This is a genomic window from Mesorhizobium sp. M0408, from assembly GCF_040321495.1.
Lineage (GTDB): Bacteria > Pseudomonadota > Alphaproteobacteria > Rhizobiales > Rhizobiaceae > Mesorhizobium.
This window is the reverse complement of the sequence record NZ_JAMYRO010000037.1, coordinates 1-18,044: the sequence shown is the minus strand read 5'-3', so window position 1 is coordinate 18,044 and position 18,044 is coordinate 1. Positions and strand designations below refer to the sequence as shown.

Here is an 18,044-nt window from a genome sequence, read left to right as displayed (position 1 = left end):
GATCGACGTTGGCCCAAATCGATCCGCGATCGCGTCTTGTAGCACCCTTTGCGGGACAATCTTATTTTCGACTGTGGAGGGCCGTTTGGGGTGAGCGAAATTAAACGAATTTCAAAGTGCACCCGAGTAGCTGTTTTGATTGGCTTGTGAGGCCTATAGCCTCCATCGAGCGAATATTGCAGACGACGGAGAACAATTTTGGCTTCGTTTATCATCTTGCTTCAATGGGACAACTGCTTTGCGATCATTACACGGTAATTACCATCATAAATTTGAGAACCAAGTCCCACACAGTGATTTTTACACCGGAATCGTTGCAGTCCTGTCGCGAGAAGCTGATTTACAAATACAACAAGATGATTAACATCACCACAGCGCGCAAAATATTGTTTATTCGCTATACTACGCTCCAGATGCCGACGAAATCTCGATACAATAACTTCGTCGGCGTACCCGCTCCAGCCTCACACACGACTGCGACGCCTACACTTGCGCTTTTCCACAGCCCGACATGCAGGCAGCGAGCCATTGCATCGCGGAGGTTGCATCTTCCAATATGGCGACCTGTTTCGCAAAGCGGAAAAAGTCTTGCGCGCTGCGCTCGCAGGTTTTCGTCCGTTGTATGCATCAAAGCACGCCCTGAGGGCGGCTTCGTAGATCCGGTCTCTGCGATCTTCTGGCAATTCGTTGAGAAACTCGATAGCATCCGCAGGACTGGTAATCTCTTGCACGATGTGCGCTGCACGCCTTACGAAAAGTGGGCTGCTGAAAGTCCCTGAGCTCATTCGTTCCTCCCGACCTGCTGAACCGCTAGTTTGCGTGAACAGGCGCCTCATCTACACCCGCCCACCATTGCGGAATGTGTTTCACAGCGATAGCGGTTCAATAGCAAAGCAGCGGCGTGATGTCCTCGGTTTACCATCGGGCCAATCCCTAACATCCTGATGCGAGAGCGGCTCACCGGATGAATCTACATCGTTTCGACCATTGCGAATCAACACTTGGTAGTTCTTCCACGCGCCACCAGGAAGCGGCCACTGCTCTGCCACCGATTTCACAGCCAAAGAGAGGATGGCGAAACAGAAATAGCCCGCTTCGTTTCGAGATCACTGGTCGTTTCGGCGCAAAGCTTACGGCCGAGACGCGCCTGAAATGCGCGAAGCACCGCGGCAGGTCGCCAACAACGGACGGATCAACTGTCACGACGGCGGGATACCGCGCCATAGATCTCGCTGGACGAGCATCGCAATAATCCTGTCGAGACCTTTGTTGCTTTCAGCGGCGACCGCCACTATGAAGCGACGCTTCGCCGACTGTGTTTCACGCCGCCTGGAGAGTTTCATGACAGAAGAAGCCGAAAAAAACATCGACACCCTCATCGAGCTCACCGCCGATGTCGTCTCAGCCTATGTCTCCAACAATCCGATCCCGGTGGGGGATCTCCCTGCCCTCATCGGCCAAGTGCACGCGGCTTTGAAAGGGACGGCCGGAGGTGTCTCTGCAGAAGAGCCGGTTGCCCTTACGCCTGCAGTCCCGATCAGGAAGTCGGTGACACCGGACTACATCATCTCCCTTGAGGACGGGAAGAAATTCAAATCGCTAAAGCGCCATCTGTCGACCCACTATGGGCTGACGCCGGATGGATATCGGGCCAAATGGGGCCTGGCGGCGGATTATCCCATGGTCGCGCCGAACTACGCCGCGGCGCGCTCGGCATTGGCCAAGACGATGGGGCTCGGCCGCAAACCGAAAGCGCCGGAAGGGCCGGCGCCGACGAAGCGAACCCGCAAGAAGGTCGCAGCTTGATTTCGGCAATCGAGATTCGTTCTGGAGCGTTGCAGCCATCGGCTTAATCTGCGCGTCAAATAAAAAGGCGGGGCCAACCCCGCCTTCCTTTGAAACAACTTTGTTTCATGAGGAATTCGCGACGCCTTGCAGCAATCTGCTGCGGCCTTGCAGTTGAGCCACGTTCTTGCTCGCTCATGTCGAGCGGCCGTGAGGCCCTCCTGACGTACCGCTCCCACTCTTGCCAGGACGCAAGAGTAAATTCAGCCAACTTTGCTGAGGCTGCCAGCGGAGGATTTGCCAGTGCGTCGGTCCTGCTCGATCTCATAGTTGATCTTCTGGCCGTCAGCGAGGGTCGAGAGGCCCGCGCGTTCGACAGCGGAAATGTGGACGAAAACATCCTGACCGCCATCGTCGGGTTGGATAAATCCAAACCCCTTGGTGCTGTTGAACCACTTCACTGTTCCGGTCGCCATATGCGTCTTCCTTTGTAACAAATTGCAACGTGGGCAGGCCATTTGGCCAGTCCGATTCATAGCCGAGACTTAGGGGCAGCAAAACGAAAAACTTCAAGGCCGTTTGATTGGTCGCGGCAACTGGCGCACTCCATTGTGGCCGTGGCCGCCAGCAAAAAATGTCCTTACACTACCGCTCGAGCATGGCCGGAAGCGCCCCATCCTTCCAACGCTCCTCAGCGCCACGTCTATGGCTGGTGCTTGGAGGCACGACGTATGGCCGACCGCTGCTCGTGCCGCCGCTCGAGGGCCGGGTAGTTCACGGAGCTACCTTCGTGCATAACGGCTTGGCAAGCGCTTGAAGGAGTTTTGAATTGGATTGTTTCAAGAGGATCGAGGGGTTAATCGATGCCACCAGCGTGGAAGCGATCGATAACGCGCGCGTTTTGCTGGACCAGTTCAAGGGCAAGTCAGAAACAATCGCCCAAGCGATCGACGACTTCCTACTTGATTTCATGACCTTGCTGTTTGTGGTAGAAGCTACCCGCGAGCGGTTCCACAATCCGGCGAGGCGGTTGGCGCGCACCGGATTGAGCAGGATCAGGCTGTTACTGACCCGATGCCCTTGACCTTAGGGACCACGCCGGCAGGGATGCGTTTGCAGCCGCGAAGAAGGCACAATCTGTTCGCCGGCAAACCGAGCACAGCCAGGCGGTATTTACGCAGATGAATTCAATCGCGACCACCAAATTCTCCTGTTTGGTACCCAGCGACGACGGCAAGCGCGGACTGCCTCCGTGCAGCTGTCCTCCAGCGACAAACGTGCCTGCATGACCCCATCCACGGCAAGCTCGACGGTTGTCTCTTACGTTTGACCAAGGTCCCGCGCAAACACTCCCCTTTCCCGCAGCAACTCATCAGGCTCAACGGCCTCGCGGCAGGCGCATTACGCCTGAAGCGCGCCACCGCTTCCTTCTTTTCCCGCCCGAGTCCTACGATCTTCGTTTTCCAACGCCTCGCGGATATCGCCCAACTCGCCGATCTTTGATCAGTCTTCGCGCGCGAGCAGGCTCTGCGCTCGAGTTCGCTACGCTGCTCACGCCTCTGCCGTTCAGCATCGACCCGGTCTGGCTGTCGAGGACAGGTTTCCGCTGGGGCGACCAACATCTCCATTCTCACCGTCAGTGCAGCGGCCATCGAAGCGCATCCTATTCCCCTCCCGGCAGCGCGCCCATCGTCTTCCGAAGATATCCTCAGCCGCGCGCGCGTTGCGTTCGGCCCTGTCCGATGTCCGACAATGTCGGATGCGCAACATGGCAGAGCCCGATTTGTCTACATGCCTCGACGGTTTTCTGATCTGGCACGGTGCGTGCTTGGTCATCCGCAAGGCGTCGCGGACCAAGGAGAATCCGTCCCATGATCACCTCACCAAGAAGTACGGCCGCAGGTCTCCTGGGTCCATCCAAAGATGAGGCTCGAGTAAGGCCTGGCACCGTGAAGAGCTTGTTCATCTGGCTCGGCGCTGCCCGCCGATCCTCCCACGGGGGGAGACTGGGACGCAGCGCCTTCATCAAAATGAGGAACAAATCACTTTGCCTCGAGCCTTGCCTTTCGACTAGCCACCACAACAGGAGCCATCGATCGTCCCCCCGGCTGCGCAAGGCGTTCATTGCCACCGCGCTGGCCCTGGTGACAACCACTCCGGCTCTGGCCGCCACCGACGGCGGCAAGGTGACGGATTTCCTGCTCGACAACGGCATGGAAGTGGTCGTCATCCCCGATCACCGCGCGCCGATCGTCACTCATATGGTCTGGTACAAGATCGGCAGCGCCGACGAGCCACCCGGCAAATCAGGCCTTGCCCATTTCCTCGAGCGTCTGATGTTCAAGGCGACGACCAATCACGCCGCCGGCGAGTTCGACCGAGCCGTCGCCGCCATCGGCGGCTGCAATAACGCTTTCACCGCCTATGACTACACCACCTTCCTCGAGACGGTGGCGCCCTCGGCGTTGGGTGAGATGATGGGCTTCGAGGCCGATCGCATGTTCAACCTCATCCTCAACGACGATGATATCAAGACCGAGCGCGACGTGATCCTGGAGGAGCGCCGTTGGCGCAGAGAGACGAACCCGCATGCTCTGCTGGACGAGGAGGTCAACGCGACGTTGCGGCAGAACCAGCCCTACCGCATTCCGGTCATCGGCTGGATGCAGGAGATGGAGAAGCTGAACGGCACCGACGCATTCACCATCTACAACAAATACTACCGACCGAACAACGCCGTGCTGGTGGTGGCCGGCGACGTAGAGCCTGAGACGGTGAAGGCGCTGGCCGAGAAGACCTATGGCAAGGTTGTGCGCGGGCCGGACCTGCCCCCACGCAACCGCCCGGTCGAGCCGGAGCAGAACACCAGGCGCACAGTGACGCTGACCGATGCGCGCGTTTCAGTGCCGAGCTTTTCCACTCAATGGGTGGTGCCGTCCTATCATACGGCAGAGCCCGGCGAGGCCGAGGCGCTCGACCTGCTGGCCGAGATCCTCGGCGGCGGCAACCGCAGCCGGCTCTATCAGGAGCTTGTCGTCAAGCAAGGCATAGCCTCGGCGGCCGGCGCCTTCTTCCAGGGCACCATGCTAGACGACACCAATTTCACCATCTCCGGCTCGCCGCGCGGCGATGCAAAGCTCGTCGATCTCGAAGCGGCGGCCGTTGCCGAAGTCGCCCAGATCGCCAAAGATGGCGTCACCAGCGACGAGCTGGACAAGGCCAAAGACCGCTATATCCGCTCGGTGATTTTTGCGCACGACGAGCTGGACCACATCGCCAACATTTATGGCAAGACGCTCACCACCGGTGGCAATGTGAAGGACGTGCTCGAGAGGCCGGACCGCGTCCGCAAGGTCACCACCGACGAGGTGAAGGCGGTCGCCGCGCGTTATCTGGTGCTCGACCATTCGACGACAGGCTATCTTTTGCCGCAGCAACAGGCGGGGAATTGATCATGAGCTCCATCCCCATGCAAATGCGCCGGCCGGTCTTCCCTCGGCGCGCCTTCGCCACCCTGTTCCTCTCCATCCTCTTTCTCATCTTGCGGGCGCTCGCCGGGTAAACGGGATCTGTTTAAAGCCCCGAGGAGCGGTTTTCGCGGGCCTTGCCAGGCATTTGCCGGTTCAGGCGTCATTATTGGGGTGCGCTCTCCTCAGGCCAGCCTCTCTTCGAGTGGATAGAGTCGCCGATTCGTGGTCCGCAGATTGTAGGCGCAGGCCACCAGCATCCACTCCGCGCGGCTGGCGAAGCCGATGTCCGTTGTTCAATCGTTCGACTAGTAGAACCGCGAGGCATCTTCTGGCGTATTCAGGTATTCTCCCTTTCCAGTCGGGTACCGTGGTCTACCAGCTGTCTGGCCGAGGCCCTATAAGGAACCCGGACGTCGCGGAGTACACACCGCACCTGCTATATGTACCTGCTGCGTTGAGGAGGAATCCGGTATTGCCCCTGTGCCTGCCGATGATCCGTCACCTGAGATCCCCCGACCTGTTTGGACCCATTGATCGCCTGCCGGCACTTGGCACGCGGATTAGCGAGCGGACATTCGAGGTCCTCAACCCGTCGACTGGCGAAGTGCTGGCAGAACTACCCGACATGGGTGTCGAGGAGACATGCGCTGCGATCGACAAGGCCTATGTCGCGCAGCCTGGATGGGCAGGGCTGACCGCACGTGAGCGCAGCGACGTTCTATGGCGATGGCATCAGTTGATCATCGACCACGCCGACGATCTCGCCGCGATTCTCACCGCGGAGATGGGCAAGCCGCTTGCCGAAGCCAAGTCGGAGATATCGCATGCTGCGGCGTATCTGCAATGGTACGCCGAGGAGGCCAATCGCGTCTATGGCGAGACGATCTCCGCACCATCAATGGACCGCCGAATGCTGGTAATCAAGCAGCCCATCGGAGTTGTTGGCACGATAACGCCATGGAATTTCCCGGCCTCGATGGTGGCGCGCAAAATCTCGCCAGCCTTGGCGGCGGGCTGCACGATCGTCCTCAAGCCCGCTGAACAGACGCCGCTCGTGGCGGGAGCAATGTTCGCCCTCGCCCATCAGGCTGGCTTTCCCGAAGGCGTCGTCAACCTGATCTATGCGTCCGAAGGTGACGCGGTCGGCCGCGAACTTTGTACCAATCCGAAGGTGCGCAAGATCAGCTTCACCGGGTCGACTGAGATCGGGCGCCTTCTCATGCGCCAGTGCTCGGACCAGATCAAAAAAGTCAGCCTTGAGCTCGGCGGCAATGCGCCTTTCATCGTCTTCGATGATGCCGATATCGATGCCGCGGTTGACGGTGCGGTCCAGGCGAAGTTCCGCAATGCCGGCCAGACCTGCGTTTCGGCGAACCGCCTTTACGTCCAGTCGGGCGTTCACGACGAGTTCGTCGAGAAATTCGTGCTACGGGCTCGCCAACTTCAAGTTGGTGACGGTTTCGCTCCCGGAGTGGACATCGGACCGCTCATCGACAAGCACGCTTTGGCCAAGATCGAATCCCATATTGCCGATGCCGTCGCCAAAGGCGGCGCAATTCGATGCGGGGGCAAACGCATCGGCACGAATGGCACGTTTTTCCAACCGACAGTCCTGACCGGTGTCTCCAGCGAGATGACCGTCGCGCAAGAAGAGACATTCGGGCCGCTGGCACCGATTATTCGCTTCAAAGATGCGGATCAGGTCGTGCGTGAGGCCAACGACACGATCTACGGCCTCGCGGCCTACTTTTATGCCTCCAACCTGAAGCGTGTCTGGCGTGTGGCCGAGGCCTTGGAATATGGAATGGTCGGGGTAAATACCGGCCGGATGTCTTCAGAAGCGGCGCCGTTCGGCGGGATAAAACAGTCCGGCATCGGGCGGGAGGGATCCCGCCATGGCCTCGAGGACTACCTCGAAATGAAATATCTCTGCATGGGCGGCATCTGAATTTTCGGCTTGCAGGGTTCACGGCCGGGTAACCTAGCGAGCGATCTCAGGGGGCGGCTTCCGTACCCGAGCAAACACGCAATCCTGAAGGAGCACCCTGGCTGGACTTATCTCTCGACGAGACAAGCGTCTGCATTGTCGGCGAAGACGGCGTGCATGTGACGGAGGATACGCTTGCGAGGGATTTGGCGGCCCTCGCCGACTATCTTCAGGCGACGGGCTGTCTTTGCACGGGTCTGGTTGGAAGCTTGTGCGCCCTCGCGATCGTGAACGCTGGTTGTGCGCAATATCCGGTTTCTGGGGCAGAATTTTGAACCTGCTACCTTCCGATTGTCAGTAGCTCAGTTGTTCTTCGGCCGACTGCCGCGCCAGTACAGGCTCGGACAGAATCGAAGATACCATCAGGCAGGCATTCGCATTCGACATTTCCGGTGATCGGCGCACGATCTAGGGCACGCCAGGTTGACCAAGCGCCTCGAACCGCATGACAGTCTTGACCGGCTGGAGCACGGAAATCCCGCGATGCCGAAGAGGTTGGTCAGCGCAGTCGAGCCCACACGGCATTTGCGGCACGAAACAGCAAGGGCTGGGAAGCGATCGGCCGAGCGGTCCTCGAAGGCGCGGGCCAGGGTGTCGACGATGCGTTGGTTCAGGTCGGCCAGTCTGGTCTCTAGTCTGGTAGCGGCCTTCGGGGGCCAGCAGCGAGTACAGATGTTCGGCATCATCGGTTTTGATTGCCGCAGATCTGGTCGAGATTGGGATAGCTCACTGGTGCACCTTTGGGCTCATAGTGCTTCCTCCTCATCGAGATGAGGATTGCCGGATTTGGCGTAGAACACCAACACGGGTCCGAGATCAAAGCGCGTCCCTGGCGCAAGGCGCTGGACGGACCGGGGCCATGTTTCGGTTGAGACGCCATCAATGCCTCGCGCCAGCGTTCTGGCGAATCGGGGCATCAGCGGAGCGAGTGTCTGTGCCAGGATCGCCGCGGCCGTCGTCTGAAGGGCTAGCGAAGTCCGATTGCGGGCGGGATAGAAAAGTCGCGCCGCCGCATAGTCTCGCGCCCGACGGTAGATCACGCAATCGCGCACGAAATCGCAGACCTGAGCGGCCGCGCGCCGGACCGAGAAGCCTTCGTCCGAATAGGCGCGCTCCATCGCCGCGCGATAGATCTCTATCCGAGCAAAGAAGGCGCGGTCGGCCGGGCTCCAGTCGCCTGCATCGGGTACACGGCCGCCAAAATCCTGCTTGATTTCCTGGTTCAACGCATCGAGCCAGTTCAGCCAGATCCCTTGGAACACCTCGTTCTCGGTGCGGCGCAGCGCGTCCAGCGTGAAATCCGTCCGCTCACCTTCCGGGCGTGTCAGGCCCAAATGCAGGCGCACGACGTCGACTGTCTTTGGGCTCAGAACCTCCTTGCCCCAGACCGCATGGCGGCAGCTGGTTGAGAACTTCTTGCCGTCGAGCAGGTAGAACTCGTTGACGTGATAGTGGATGCGTGGCGTCCAGTGGGAGAAGACCTCGGCGTAAAGAGCGGGGTAGAGTAGCGCGTGGTAGAACGAATTGTCGAAGCCGAAGAAATGGACAATCTGCCAGTCGTTGCCGGGCATCTCCGCCTTCCAGTCGCGACCCAGCAAGCGGCCGAGCGCCTGGATGTTGTAAAGAAAACCGAAGGCCATCTCCGGCCAGACCCAGATCACTTGCCCCGGGAACCCTTCGGCCGGCAGGCCCCAGCCCGAGGGGTGGGTAATGGGCACTGAAAAGTTGCCGCGTCGGCGTAGGCGCGCGAAGAGATCCAAGATCCGTAGCGGGACGCCCGACGCCCTTAGATGCCGGTCGATATTGTCGTAGCATCGGTCCAAGGCAAGTTCCGGGCGGCGGACGGAGCCGACCAGCGGCGCCTCGGCAGACTGCCGTGACCGGGCTGCACCCAAGTCGTGGCAAAGGTTTGGGGCGCCGCATTCCTCGCAGATGTTGCCACCGGCGGAGCCGCCGCAATCGGGGCAGAGGCCGCTAACATCCGGTTCGTAAAGATAGTGGCCTGTCACAGCATCGAAAAGCGCAGGGCTCTGGCGCAGATTTACCGCCGTGCTGCTCAGAAGACTGCGGAAACACGCGGCTTGAAACTCGCCGTAACCGTCATCGCCCATTGTGGGTTGGAAGCTGTGGACGTCACAATCGAGAAGTGCAAGCGTGGCGCGAATCTCGTCGGCGTAGTAGCGCGCCACGTTTGCAGGCGTCGATTGATCGGCATCGGCGCGTGTCGTGACGTAGCTCTGGTTGTCATCGCTTCCAGTGAGGTGATATGCTTCGGCTCCTTTCATGCGCAGGAAACGAGTATACACGTCGGCGCCGAAATAGGGGCCAGAAAGATGCCCCAGATGCAGATCGCCATTTGGCGTTGGCGGCGTGGAGAAGACGAAGATCGGCCCGCGTGAAGCCGCGGTCTTTGCAGCGGCATCAAGGGCGGCCTCGCCGTCTCGCCAGTAGATATCGACGAAATCTAGGTCTTCGTTTCCGTCGTTGCGCAGCACATGCGCTTCAAAAGGGTGGAACAGAACGACATCGCCCGCCTCGACCGAGATTTCCCAACGGTCGGTAGTGACCTTGCCCGCGCCAGACAGGACCACGAAGGCCTCGATTTCGTCGTGCCGATGGGGCTCGGATGTAACGCCCGGTGCCACCGTACCGAATGAAAAACCCGTGCCGACGCTTCCCGTTCCAAGAGTGGCCATGTCGATACCGAACGCCCGCGACAGCTCCGTTCGAGAAAACGTGTATTTGCGCATGACAACGAACCTAAGCTGTTGAAGCAGTGGGAGCCTCGGCTGCCAACGCAACAGCCTCCCGTGCAATTCGTGGAGAGAAACGGTAGCCCGACCCGTTGGCGGCCCCGGCCAGGATAGTGCAGCTCTGGGCCGCCAGGCGGGCGACCAGGGGCACCAGTCGGGCTGTAGGCGCCACAGAAGACCGCCCTGCGACCACCTCCACAATCCACGTGCCGAAGCGTCTTAACGGGCTGCGGTCGATGCTCCGCGAGCCCGCAAACCAGAACGCCATACTCTCCCGCATTTTTGAGCGGTCGATCAGTTTCGTGTGCATGCCTCCGCCTGGCTGCGTGAGCTCAATCGCGATAGAAAATGCCATTTGGGGGCTTGAGTTTGTCGAGATCGGCCACTTTGCCCTCGGGCGGGTTAAGGGCGCGCTTAAGCACGTTATATTCAGTGCGGGTCGGTCCACCGGTTGAAGCACGCTGGAACACCAAGTAGAGTGTCCGCCGCGAACGATTGCTTTTGTTCGGTCGTGAGTAGTGCGGTGCGTAATCGTCGAAGATGAAGATGTCGCCAGCCTTCCATACTACGGGTTCCCAGGAGAACATTTCGGCGACTTGAGGATCGATCACCCCACCGGCATCCATGGGAAACACCCCCTTCTTGTGGTTGCCGCGGCTGAAGAAAAGCCCGCCGTTTTCCGGGTCGGAGTCGTCGATGCCTATGGCAACCACCGCATGGACCATCCGGTCGGGGAGTTTGTGTGGAATGTGATAAATGTCCTGATGCGGGAGATAGCCGCCGCTGTCGGGGTAGTGGAAAATCAGCAACTCCTTGAGCCTGCGCGAATCTTCGCCAAGCAAATCCTCGACCGCTGACTTTATGCGCTGATCTTCTAAGAGCAAACGACGCAATGGATCATGGAAGTCGAGAAAATTCTCGATCTTGGAGATGATCTTTCGATTGTCCGTCGTCTTCTCGAACCACATGAGCCATTTATCATCGCTGACATCCCAGCGTGACATATCTTCGACAAAAGTAGAGATATCTTCTTGAGCCTCTGGAGCGAAGAACCTTTCGAGCCTGACGTATCCGTCTTTCTGCCACTTTTCTCTTTGTGCATCAGTCAACATGCGAAAAGCCTCCTGTTGGAAAGACTGGTTGGTCGGACATCCCAATTAGGGCAGTCGGGCGCTGGTCAAGTTGCGGGTCCACGGAGACGGACTCACGTCATGTGGGACGGAGATGCTAAGTGCGTTCCGCTCCGGCGGATATTGTCCGCAGAAGCTCGGCGCGAGACTGCCTATGTCAGGCTCAGCCGGGTCCAGGGGTTCCGTAAACTGGGCCGGATCAATCGCTTCACCCGGTCCAGCCACGACACGCATCGCTAAAGGCCGGCGCCATCCGCTGACCGCCGACCCAGCCATGGCCGCCAAGACCACGGCGCTCTTTCGAGTGAGCGACCTGGTACGGTCTTGGCAACCGTAGGGGAAATGCACGCCCCCAGAATAATGCGATGCGCCGCTTGGTCCAAGGGCTTGTTCGGTCACGATGATTTCGGAGAAGCCTCCGTCCTTCGCCGCAGCGGAGGCGGACATCATTCCTAGGATGCCACCGCCGATGATCAAAAGTCTACGAGTCATATCCCGCTGCCCATTTCTTCGGCTGCGGGGGCGGCCCAGCTCTCGATCGAGGTATGGCTGATGAAGCCAGGATGCTCGGGGTTCGCGCATGGCGCGCGCCTAAGAAGGCTATCGAGGATGCGGCGCGCGCGCCAGGCCAGCAGGCTTAGGTTCGGATCGGCCAGGCCGCGCTGCCCGAGGCTCGCGTTTTGTACGAAGATGCGTCTGTCACGCGGTCCGTCCCAGCTCACCGAAAAATCCTCGCGAATAGCTAATTCATTATCGATCTGCTCCAGCCGGTGCGCGATCGGTTCCAAGAAGTCTGGCACCGCGTTCTCGTAACCGGTGGCCAGGATGACGATGTCAGCCGTGACTTCTTCGACCTCGTCCATGCCGTGCTGCAGGGTCAGCCTGTGACCCGGTCCGGCGTTGATGCAGTGCGAGACGGTGCAGCCCGGCCGCAGTGTGATGTCGCATTGGTTTGACTCGAAAAATGCGTGGCGGTACAGCGCCTGATAGATCGCGCGCAACGTGCTTTCCGAAATGCCGTCCGAGGCAAGCACGAAACGCCGCAGGAGCAGCTTACGCTGCGACTCGCTCATCGCCGCGAAACGATCCGAAAAGCAGGGCATGAACAACTCGTTTGTGAACGGGCTGTCGTCCAGAGGCAGATAGTTTTCGCGCTGCGAGACCCAAGTGATCGAGGCAGGCCGCCGTTCTTTCGGCAGGCCGACAAGATCCAACATCACCTCGGCTCCCGACTGGCCTCCGCCGACCACGCAGACATGCTTTCTCCGCACCTCAGGATGGATGTGCAATAAAACAGATGAGTGGAACAGGTTGCGTCCAGTCCAGCCCTGAAACTGAGGCGGAATTTGCGCCTGCTTGCCAATGCCGACCACGACGTTTCTGGCGCCAAGAACCGCGTTTTCCGTCCGCACCCGGAACTCGCCGTCAAAGCGGATTTCGTGCACGGTCTCGCCGCCACGGACAAGTGGGTTCCTGTGGAAGGCCCAGTTCAGGTACTGCTCAAACTCAGCTCTGAACACAGCTTCGAACCGTGCGTTCAGGAAGTGATACAGACGCCCGTTCTCGTGCAGGAAGTTTACGAAAGTGTAGGCTGATCGCGGATTCACCAGCGTGACCAGATCCTTGAAGTGGCTGACCTGGAGCTCCGAGGAATCGAACGCGATGCCCGGATGCCAGCGGAAGTCGATCTGCCGATCCAGGAACAGTGCCCCTTGCCCAACTTGCTCGTGTATTTGACACGCAAGGCTCAAATTAGACGGCCCAGCACCGACCCCAACGCAAGATAACTCCACTTGCTTTCCTCCTATAGAGTCTTCCCACTAGGTGGCTTGTTCTCGGCGAATATCGGCCATAACCATTGGGCCCCTCGCGGACGTTTTCGGAGCCCCCGTCCCGACCGGGTTTGCGAGAATTTGTCCAGCGCTTTCGCGTCGTCGAATGTAGACCCGAGCATTCCAGCGCGGTGACAATCGAGGGGTCAGGCCGGCGACGTGGGGCAACGACGTATGTCCTATCCGCCGTCTGGATGCCCGCGTCGCCGTCACGCGAGACGCAGCCCATCGAGGTGTTTGAAGCCGGCGCAATCGTCCGCCTCAACCATGACGCGCGGGCCTTTCGGCGGCTTGATGGCAGGCGAGAGCGCGGTTTTCACTGCGGCGACGGTATTTTCGGTGCGCATGATTATGGACGACCTCTCGCTGATGCGTTCGCAGAATCCCGTGCATGGGCCGTGCCAGAGAAGGAAAGCCTTATTAAACAATGGGTTGGCGGATTTCCGATCCTGTCGGAAATCCGACATTAAGGGGACGCCTACCGGCGGCGTCCGATTTGCACGTCGATGTCGCCTTTCCGAATAGCTAATCGGGCACTTTCTGCACCAGAATACTTCCCTTATGGAGACCAGCACGACGTCTTCATGAACGGATAGTGCAGAACATTGTGTCTCTGCCGAGCAGATCGCGATGTGCCTTGTTCAGCGAGGTCGGCAGTTGCAAGAGTTGCCAGATCCTTCGCCCTGTCGTGCCGTTGCACTGGCTCGATCCCGACATCCTCGGAGGCCGCGATCATGAAGAGTGACGCAATCTCATGTCCGCCGCGAGGCCTCTCTAAATGGGGAAGCAATTCTCTATGTTGGTGTCGGATCGATGCTCTTGATGAGATGGTCGCGGATGGGCGCATGCCCAAGCCTAAGCGCATCAATGATTGCGCGATATGGGACCTTCACCAACTGGATTGTCGAATCTCTGTAAAGATAGCCCGAGGAGAATTGCGTTCTACCACTCTGCCGGTTCCAAAAGCAGATGCGCCATTCGGTCCCTGCGACTCATCCAAGGCAAAGGGATGAGGCCGCAAAGCAGTCTTTTGCGCGCCGACCCGTGGGCCAGGATGGAGCCGTTGTAAACGCAGTTATTCGATGATCGCCGCCGCGGAGCTCCTCGGGCTGTGCCGCGCCCGGCACCGGCGACGTAGGTGGTCGTCGGTCGCCCGTCGCCGATGTCGATCCGAAGCTCTGCCAGTTCCGCAGTGAGCTTCACTGCTTATTCCGCAGTGGCCACCGAGGTCGCACAGGAGGTTCTATCAGGCGGTCACGGCTGCATTCGTTGTCGGATTTTCGACGATGTCAGACATGAGACACAGCGCGGTCAGGGTGATCGCATTGTTCTGAAATGATTTTTTCATTTGGCACGACACCTGCAAAGCAGTCCGCAAAACGCGCTGCGGCACGGACAGAGGAGAAATCATCCCATGATCATGCGCGCCGAACATGCGGTCCCAGTCGCGAAAACTGGGCTTTCCCGGGACGGAAGACTTTGCGCCTGTTTTCGAGGCCACATCACTCTTCGGGTTATCCAGACATGACCGCATTCGATTTCCGCCCAACGCTGAATGCTCCAGACGATGATCCCTATCTTTGGCTCGAAGATGTAGAAGGAGAACGGACACTTGCCTGGGCCGCCAGCCAGTCGGCCAGAACCCTGGGGCACTTCGGTGTAACGCAGTTCGATCGCGACCGCGACGCGCTGACAGCGATGTTCGACCGTCCTGACAAGATTCGCTTGATCACCCGCCGCGGCCCGTACCTCTACAATTTCTGGCAAGATGCCGGAAATCCGCGCGGACTGTGGCGCCGGACCACCCTTGCCGCCTACATGAAAGTGGATCCCCATTGGGAGCTACTGCTCGATTTGGACGCCCTCGCCGCTAGCGACGGAGAGGACTGGATCTGGCGTGGCGCGTCCCTTGAGCCAGAGAGACGAGAAAGAGCCGTTCTGCGCCTGTCGCGCGGCGGCAGCGATGCGGTCGTGCATCGCGAATTTGATCTGGGTTCCATGAGCTTTGTCGCCGAGGGTTTCAATCTACCCGAGGCCAAGGGCGGGGCTAATTGGCTCGATCCGGACACGCTTCTGCTTTCCAGTGCGCTTGGTAATGGCATGGCCACCCGCTCCGGCTACGCGCGCACCGTGCGGCTGTGGAAGCGTGGCGCGGATCCGCTCACCGCGCCGGTAATATTCGAAACCGGTTCCGACTCCATGGCCGTGTCCGGCCATCTGGACCGCACCGCTGAGAGCGAGCGCCTCTGGTTCATCGAGCGGTCGACCTTCTTTGAGACGATCGGCCGAATCGGCGACAGGAGCGGGCCGAAGATGCGGATCGACCTTCCTCGGGACGCCTGGTGGAGCGGCTTCGGCGACTGGTTGGCGGTAAAGCCGCGCAGGCCATGGACAGTGGGAGCGATGACCCATGCCGCGGACGCGCTGATCGGCATCTCGCTTTCCTCCTTCATCGCCGGCGAGCGCAGTTTTGCCATCCTCTTTGAACCAGGCGACAGGCGCTCCCTGCAATCATTCTTCTGGAATAACGGGAAGCTCGTTATCTCCTACCTCGTCAACCTCGATCCACGTTTCGAGATGTTCACCCCCGAGGGCCACGAATGGACGCGCCGAGCGCTGGACACCGTGCCCACCGAAGGGACTGTTCACCTTTGGTCGCTCGATGCTGAACCTCACGAGACCAATGGGGACGTCCTCATTTCGGCTCAGGACCCGATCACGCCGCCGAAGCGTCTCCTATTAGACCTCAATGCCGCAGCGCCTCTCGGCGCTCCAGTAATCCTGAAGTGCGATCCGGAGAATTTCGACGCGTCAGGGCTGGTGGTGACGCGCCACGAGGCAGTCTCGACCGATGGTGAGATGATCCCCTATACGCAGGTCGGTCCGGCGAACGGGAACGGGGATGCCCCGGTTCACCTCACCGCCTACGGCGGGTGCGGCAAATCGGTCCTGCCCCACTACAACTCCTCGCTCGGCAAGCTGTGGCTCGAACGCGGCGGCACGTGCGTGGTGGCGAACATCCGGGGCGGCGGCGAGTTCGGCACCCGTTGGCACGAGGCGGGGCGCAGGGCGGGCAAGCGTCTCGCCCATGACGATTTCGCCGCCGTTGCCGCCGACCTCGTGCGAAGGAGCATAACGCTGCCGAGGCGGATTGCCGCCGAGGGCGGCTCAAATGGCGGCCTTCCGATCGCCAATATGCTTACCCGCTATCCTGAGAGTTTCGGCGCGCTGTTCTGCAAAGTGCCGCTTGTCGACATGCGCCGCTACACCAAGCTTTTGGCGGGCGCGAGTTGGATTGACGAATATGGCGACCCCGACAAGCCGGAGGAATGGATTTTCCTAAAGGAAATCTCCGCCTCTCACGCCGCAACGCCAGGACAACCCTATCCGCCGATCCTGCTTGCCACCACGAAGCGGGACGACCGCGTCCACCCGGGCCACGCGCGTAAGATGGCCGCAAAGCTGCAGGCTCTTGGCTATCCCGCTTACTTTTACGAGGCCGACGCGGGCGGCCACAGCTACGGCAAGGACAATCGGGAGCGGGCCGGATTCATTGCGCTGGGCAACAATTTCCTTCGCAGTGCGATCGGTTGGCAAGCCGATGGCGTCGATAGGTGGGCGGGACCCAGACAAAGAGCAACGCTTCTATAAGTGAGTACAGGTCGATGATTGTGAGCACGGCGCCAATAATGTGTGCACGGTCCCACGCAAATGCGCATGAGCGCTCCGCCAATCTCAAGCAGTTCGAGCAAAATTTTTCGTAATTCAGTCCACATTTTCTGAAAGCAAGGAGAATATCATGGCGAGAAACCAAATGCGCGCGGCGCGGGGAGTAACAGCGGCCGTTGTCCTCATCGTGATGGGACAGCAGGCCGTCGCGGCGGACCTTGCGCAAGCCGCGAGCGTCCCGCAGGCAGGAGCCCCGGTCACGCAAGAGCCAAGTCCTTGGCAACTCCGCCTGCGTGGGTTGGGGGTCATTACCGAGGATTCGGGCTACGTCAATGCAGTGTCAGGCTCGGGTCTTTCCTATTCGGACACGGTGATCCCGGAACTCGATATCTCCTATTTCTTCACGGACAACATCGCCGCCGAACTCATACTCGGCACCACCTATGCCAACATCGAGGGCCAAGGAGCGATCGGCGGGCTAGGCAATATCGGCAAGGTTTGGCTGCTGCCGCCCACGCTCACATTGCAGTATCATTTTACCAATTTCGGCGCTTTCAAGCCCTATGTCGGCGCCGGCGTGAACTACACGATCTTCTATAACCAGGATGCCGGCAGCGCCGATGCTCTCAAGGTTAAGAACACGTTCGGCACCGCGCTGCAGGTCGGGTTCGACTACATGGTGGATCAGCACTGGGGCGTCAACTTCGACGTGAAGAAGCTTTTCCTCAAGCCAGACTTCGACGTCACAGTGGACGGCGCGAAGCTGACGGGGAAGGCGGAGCTCGATCCCTGGTTGATAGGCGCAGGTGTCACTTACCGCTTCTGATCGCGAAAGGCGGAGGCGGCCGGCTTTCAGCCGATCTGAAATGAAGGATAGTGTCCTGAAGGTTCTGCAAAAAGTTTTGGAGAGAGAACGGCGCTTGCTCTGAAGGGCGAGCGGCCATGGCACGGTGGTGACGTTGCAATCACCGATTCCCGTGGAAGGGGAAGTGCCATGACCAATCGAGAAGTTAAACTGAGCAGGGGCGAGTTGAAAGCGTTGCTGCTGTCGGATGAGGACGGCTTTCGCCAGGTATTGCAGACTGTCGTGCAGGAGGCTCTGGAAGCCGAGATGACGGAGGCGATCGGGGCCGAGAAAGGCGAGCGGACGGCGGAGCGGGTGAGTTACCGGTCCGGGTATTACGAGCGCAAGCTGGTGACGCGGGTTGGGGTGCTGGAACTTCGCGTTCCGCAGGATCGGACGGGCCGGTTCTCGACGGAGTTGTTTGAGCGCTATCAGCGTTCGGAGAAGGCCTTGGTGTCGGCGCTGGTCGAGATGTACGTACAAGGCGTTTCGACCCGCAAGGTGAAGGCGGTGACGGAGGAATTGTGCGGCCACTCTTTCTCGGCCTCGACGGTGAGCGAGGCGACGATGCGGC

14 protein-coding genes are annotated in these 18,044 nt (G+C 59.6%); 7 read left to right on the top strand and 7 right to left on the bottom strand.

All coding sequences use genetic code 11. The features are described from left to right. Positions 1-464 precede the first annotated feature (464 nt). Positions 465-785: a DUF982 domain-containing protein gene (locus tag NKI67_RS29475; protein ID WP_352648302.1), complete on the bottom strand. Its 321-nt coding sequence runs from the start codon at positions 783-785 to the stop codon at positions 465-467. Between the two features lie 556 nt (positions 786-1,341). Here NKI67_RS29475 and NKI67_RS29470 point away from each other — a divergent pair. Further along, positions 1,342-1,806: a Ros/MucR family transcriptional regulator gene (locus NKI67_RS29470; RefSeq protein WP_352648299.1), complete on the top strand. Its 465-nt coding sequence runs from the start codon at positions 1,342-1,344 to the stop codon at positions 1,804-1,806. A gap of 242 nt (positions 1,807-2,048) precedes the next feature. On the opposite strand, the gene NKI67_RS29465 is transcribed toward NKI67_RS29470, so the two are convergent. Further along, positions 2,049-2,261, bottom strand: coding sequence for a cold-shock protein (locus tag NKI67_RS29465; RefSeq protein ID WP_352648297.1), 213 nt, complete (start codon positions 2,259-2,261; stop codon positions 2,049-2,051). A 353-nt stretch (positions 2,262-2,614) separates the two neighbouring features. Here NKI67_RS29465 and NKI67_RS29460 point away from each other — a divergent pair, with 353 nt between their 5' ends. The 3 genes from NKI67_RS29460 (at position 2,615) to NKI67_RS29450 (ending at position 7,203) form a co-directional block, all read left to right on the top strand. Beyond that, positions 2,615-2,869, top strand: a complete 255-nt coding sequence (locus NKI67_RS29460; RefSeq protein ID WP_352648294.1) for a hypothetical protein — start codon at positions 2,615-2,617, stop codon at positions 2,867-2,869. Positions 2,870-3,920: 1,051 nt separating this feature from the next. Beyond that, a complete protein-coding gene (locus NKI67_RS29455; RefSeq protein ID WP_352648342.1) occupies positions 3,921-5,237 on the top strand; it encodes a M16 family metallopeptidase in 1,317 nt (438 codons plus the stop codon). Between the two features lie 508 nt (positions 5,238-5,745). Next, entirely contained in the window at positions 5,746-7,203 is a 1,458-nt protein-coding gene (locus tag NKI67_RS29450; protein WP_352648339.1) for an NAD-dependent succinate-semialdehyde dehydrogenase, read from the top strand. 785 nt (positions 7,204-7,988) lie between these two features. Here the strand turns inward: NKI67_RS29450 and NKI67_RS29445 are convergent. The 5 genes from NKI67_RS29445 to NKI67_RS29425 all read right to left on the bottom strand — a co-directional run bounded on the left by NKI67_RS29445 (position 7,989) and on the right by NKI67_RS29425 (position 14,458). After that, positions 7,989-9,992, bottom strand: coding sequence for a class I tRNA ligase family protein (locus tag NKI67_RS29445; RefSeq protein WP_352648292.1), 2,004 nt, complete (start codon positions 9,990-9,992; stop codon positions 7,989-7,991). Positions 9,993-10,327: 335 nt separating this feature from the next. Then, complete coding sequence (locus tag NKI67_RS29440; RefSeq protein ID WP_352648290.1) at positions 10,328-11,107, bottom strand: phytanoyl-CoA dioxygenase family protein; 780 nt, start codon at positions 11,105-11,107, stop codon at positions 10,328-10,330. A 506-nt stretch (positions 11,108-11,613) separates the two neighbouring features. Next, on the bottom strand, positions 11,614-12,876 hold the full coding sequence (locus tag NKI67_RS29435) for a lysine N(6)-hydroxylase/L-ornithine N(5)-oxygenase family protein (RefSeq protein WP_352648288.1): 1,263 nt from the start codon (positions 12,874-12,876) through the stop codon (positions 11,614-11,616). A gap of 290 nt (positions 12,877-13,166) precedes the next feature. Then, a complete protein-coding gene (locus NKI67_RS29430) occupies positions 13,167-13,304 on the bottom strand; it encodes an iron-sulfur cluster assembly accessory protein (protein ID WP_352648286.1) in 138 nt (45 codons plus the stop codon). Positions 13,305-14,203: 899 nt separating this feature from the next. Then, a complete protein-coding gene (locus NKI67_RS29425) occupies positions 14,204-14,458 on the bottom strand; it encodes a hypothetical protein (protein WP_352648285.1) in 255 nt (84 codons plus the stop codon). A 23-nt stretch (positions 14,459-14,481) separates the two neighbouring features. Between NKI67_RS29425 and NKI67_RS29420 the strand changes: the two genes are divergently transcribed. From NKI67_RS29420 to NKI67_RS29410, 3 genes are all read left to right on the top strand, one after another. Beyond that, positions 14,482-16,608: a prolyl oligopeptidase family serine peptidase gene (locus tag NKI67_RS29420; RefSeq protein WP_352648282.1), complete on the top strand. Its 2,127-nt coding sequence runs from the start codon at positions 14,482-14,484 to the stop codon at positions 16,606-16,608. Between the two features lie 148 nt (positions 16,609-16,756). Beyond that, complete coding sequence (locus NKI67_RS29415; RefSeq protein WP_502909369.1) at positions 16,757-17,452, top strand: OmpW/AlkL family protein; 696 nt, start codon at positions 16,757-16,759, stop codon at positions 17,450-17,452. A 168-nt stretch (positions 17,453-17,620) separates the two neighbouring features. After that, a partial coding sequence (locus tag NKI67_RS29410; protein WP_352496830.1) for a transposase occupies positions 17,621-18,044 on the top strand: 424 nt, incomplete at its 3' end.

Coding starts and splice junctions, on each gene's coding strand:
- NKI67_RS29415 (WP_502909369.1), top strand. CDS start 16,757: ATGGCGAGAAACCAAATGCGCGCGGCGCGGGGAGTAACAGCGGCCGTT.
- NKI67_RS29475 (WP_352648302.1), bottom strand. CDS start 785: ATGAGCTCAGGGACTTTCAGCAGCCCACTTTTCGTAAGGCGTGCAGCG.
- NKI67_RS29450 (WP_352648339.1), top strand. CDS start 5,746: ATGATCCGTCACCTGAGATCCCCCGACCTGTTTGGACCCATTGATCGC.
- NKI67_RS29420 (WP_352648282.1), top strand. CDS start 14,482: ATGACCGCATTCGATTTCCGCCCAACGCTGAATGCTCCAGACGATGAT.
- NKI67_RS29465 (WP_352648297.1), bottom strand. CDS start 2,261: ATGGCGACCGGAACAGTGAAGTGGTTCAACAGCACCAAGGGGTTTGGA.
- NKI67_RS29445 (WP_352648292.1), bottom strand. CDS start 9,992: ATGCGCAAATACACGTTTTCTCGAACGGAGCTGTCGCGGGCGTTCGGT.
- NKI67_RS29470 (WP_352648299.1), top strand. CDS start 1,342: ATGACAGAAGAAGCCGAAAAAAACATCGACACCCTCATCGAGCTCACC.
- NKI67_RS29440 (WP_352648290.1), bottom strand. CDS start 11,107: ATGTTGACTGATGCACAAAGAGAAAAGTGGCAGAAAGACGGATACGTC.
- NKI67_RS29430 (WP_352648286.1), bottom strand. CDS start 13,304: ATGCGCACCGAAAATACCGTCGCCGCAGTGAAAACCGCGCTCTCGCCT.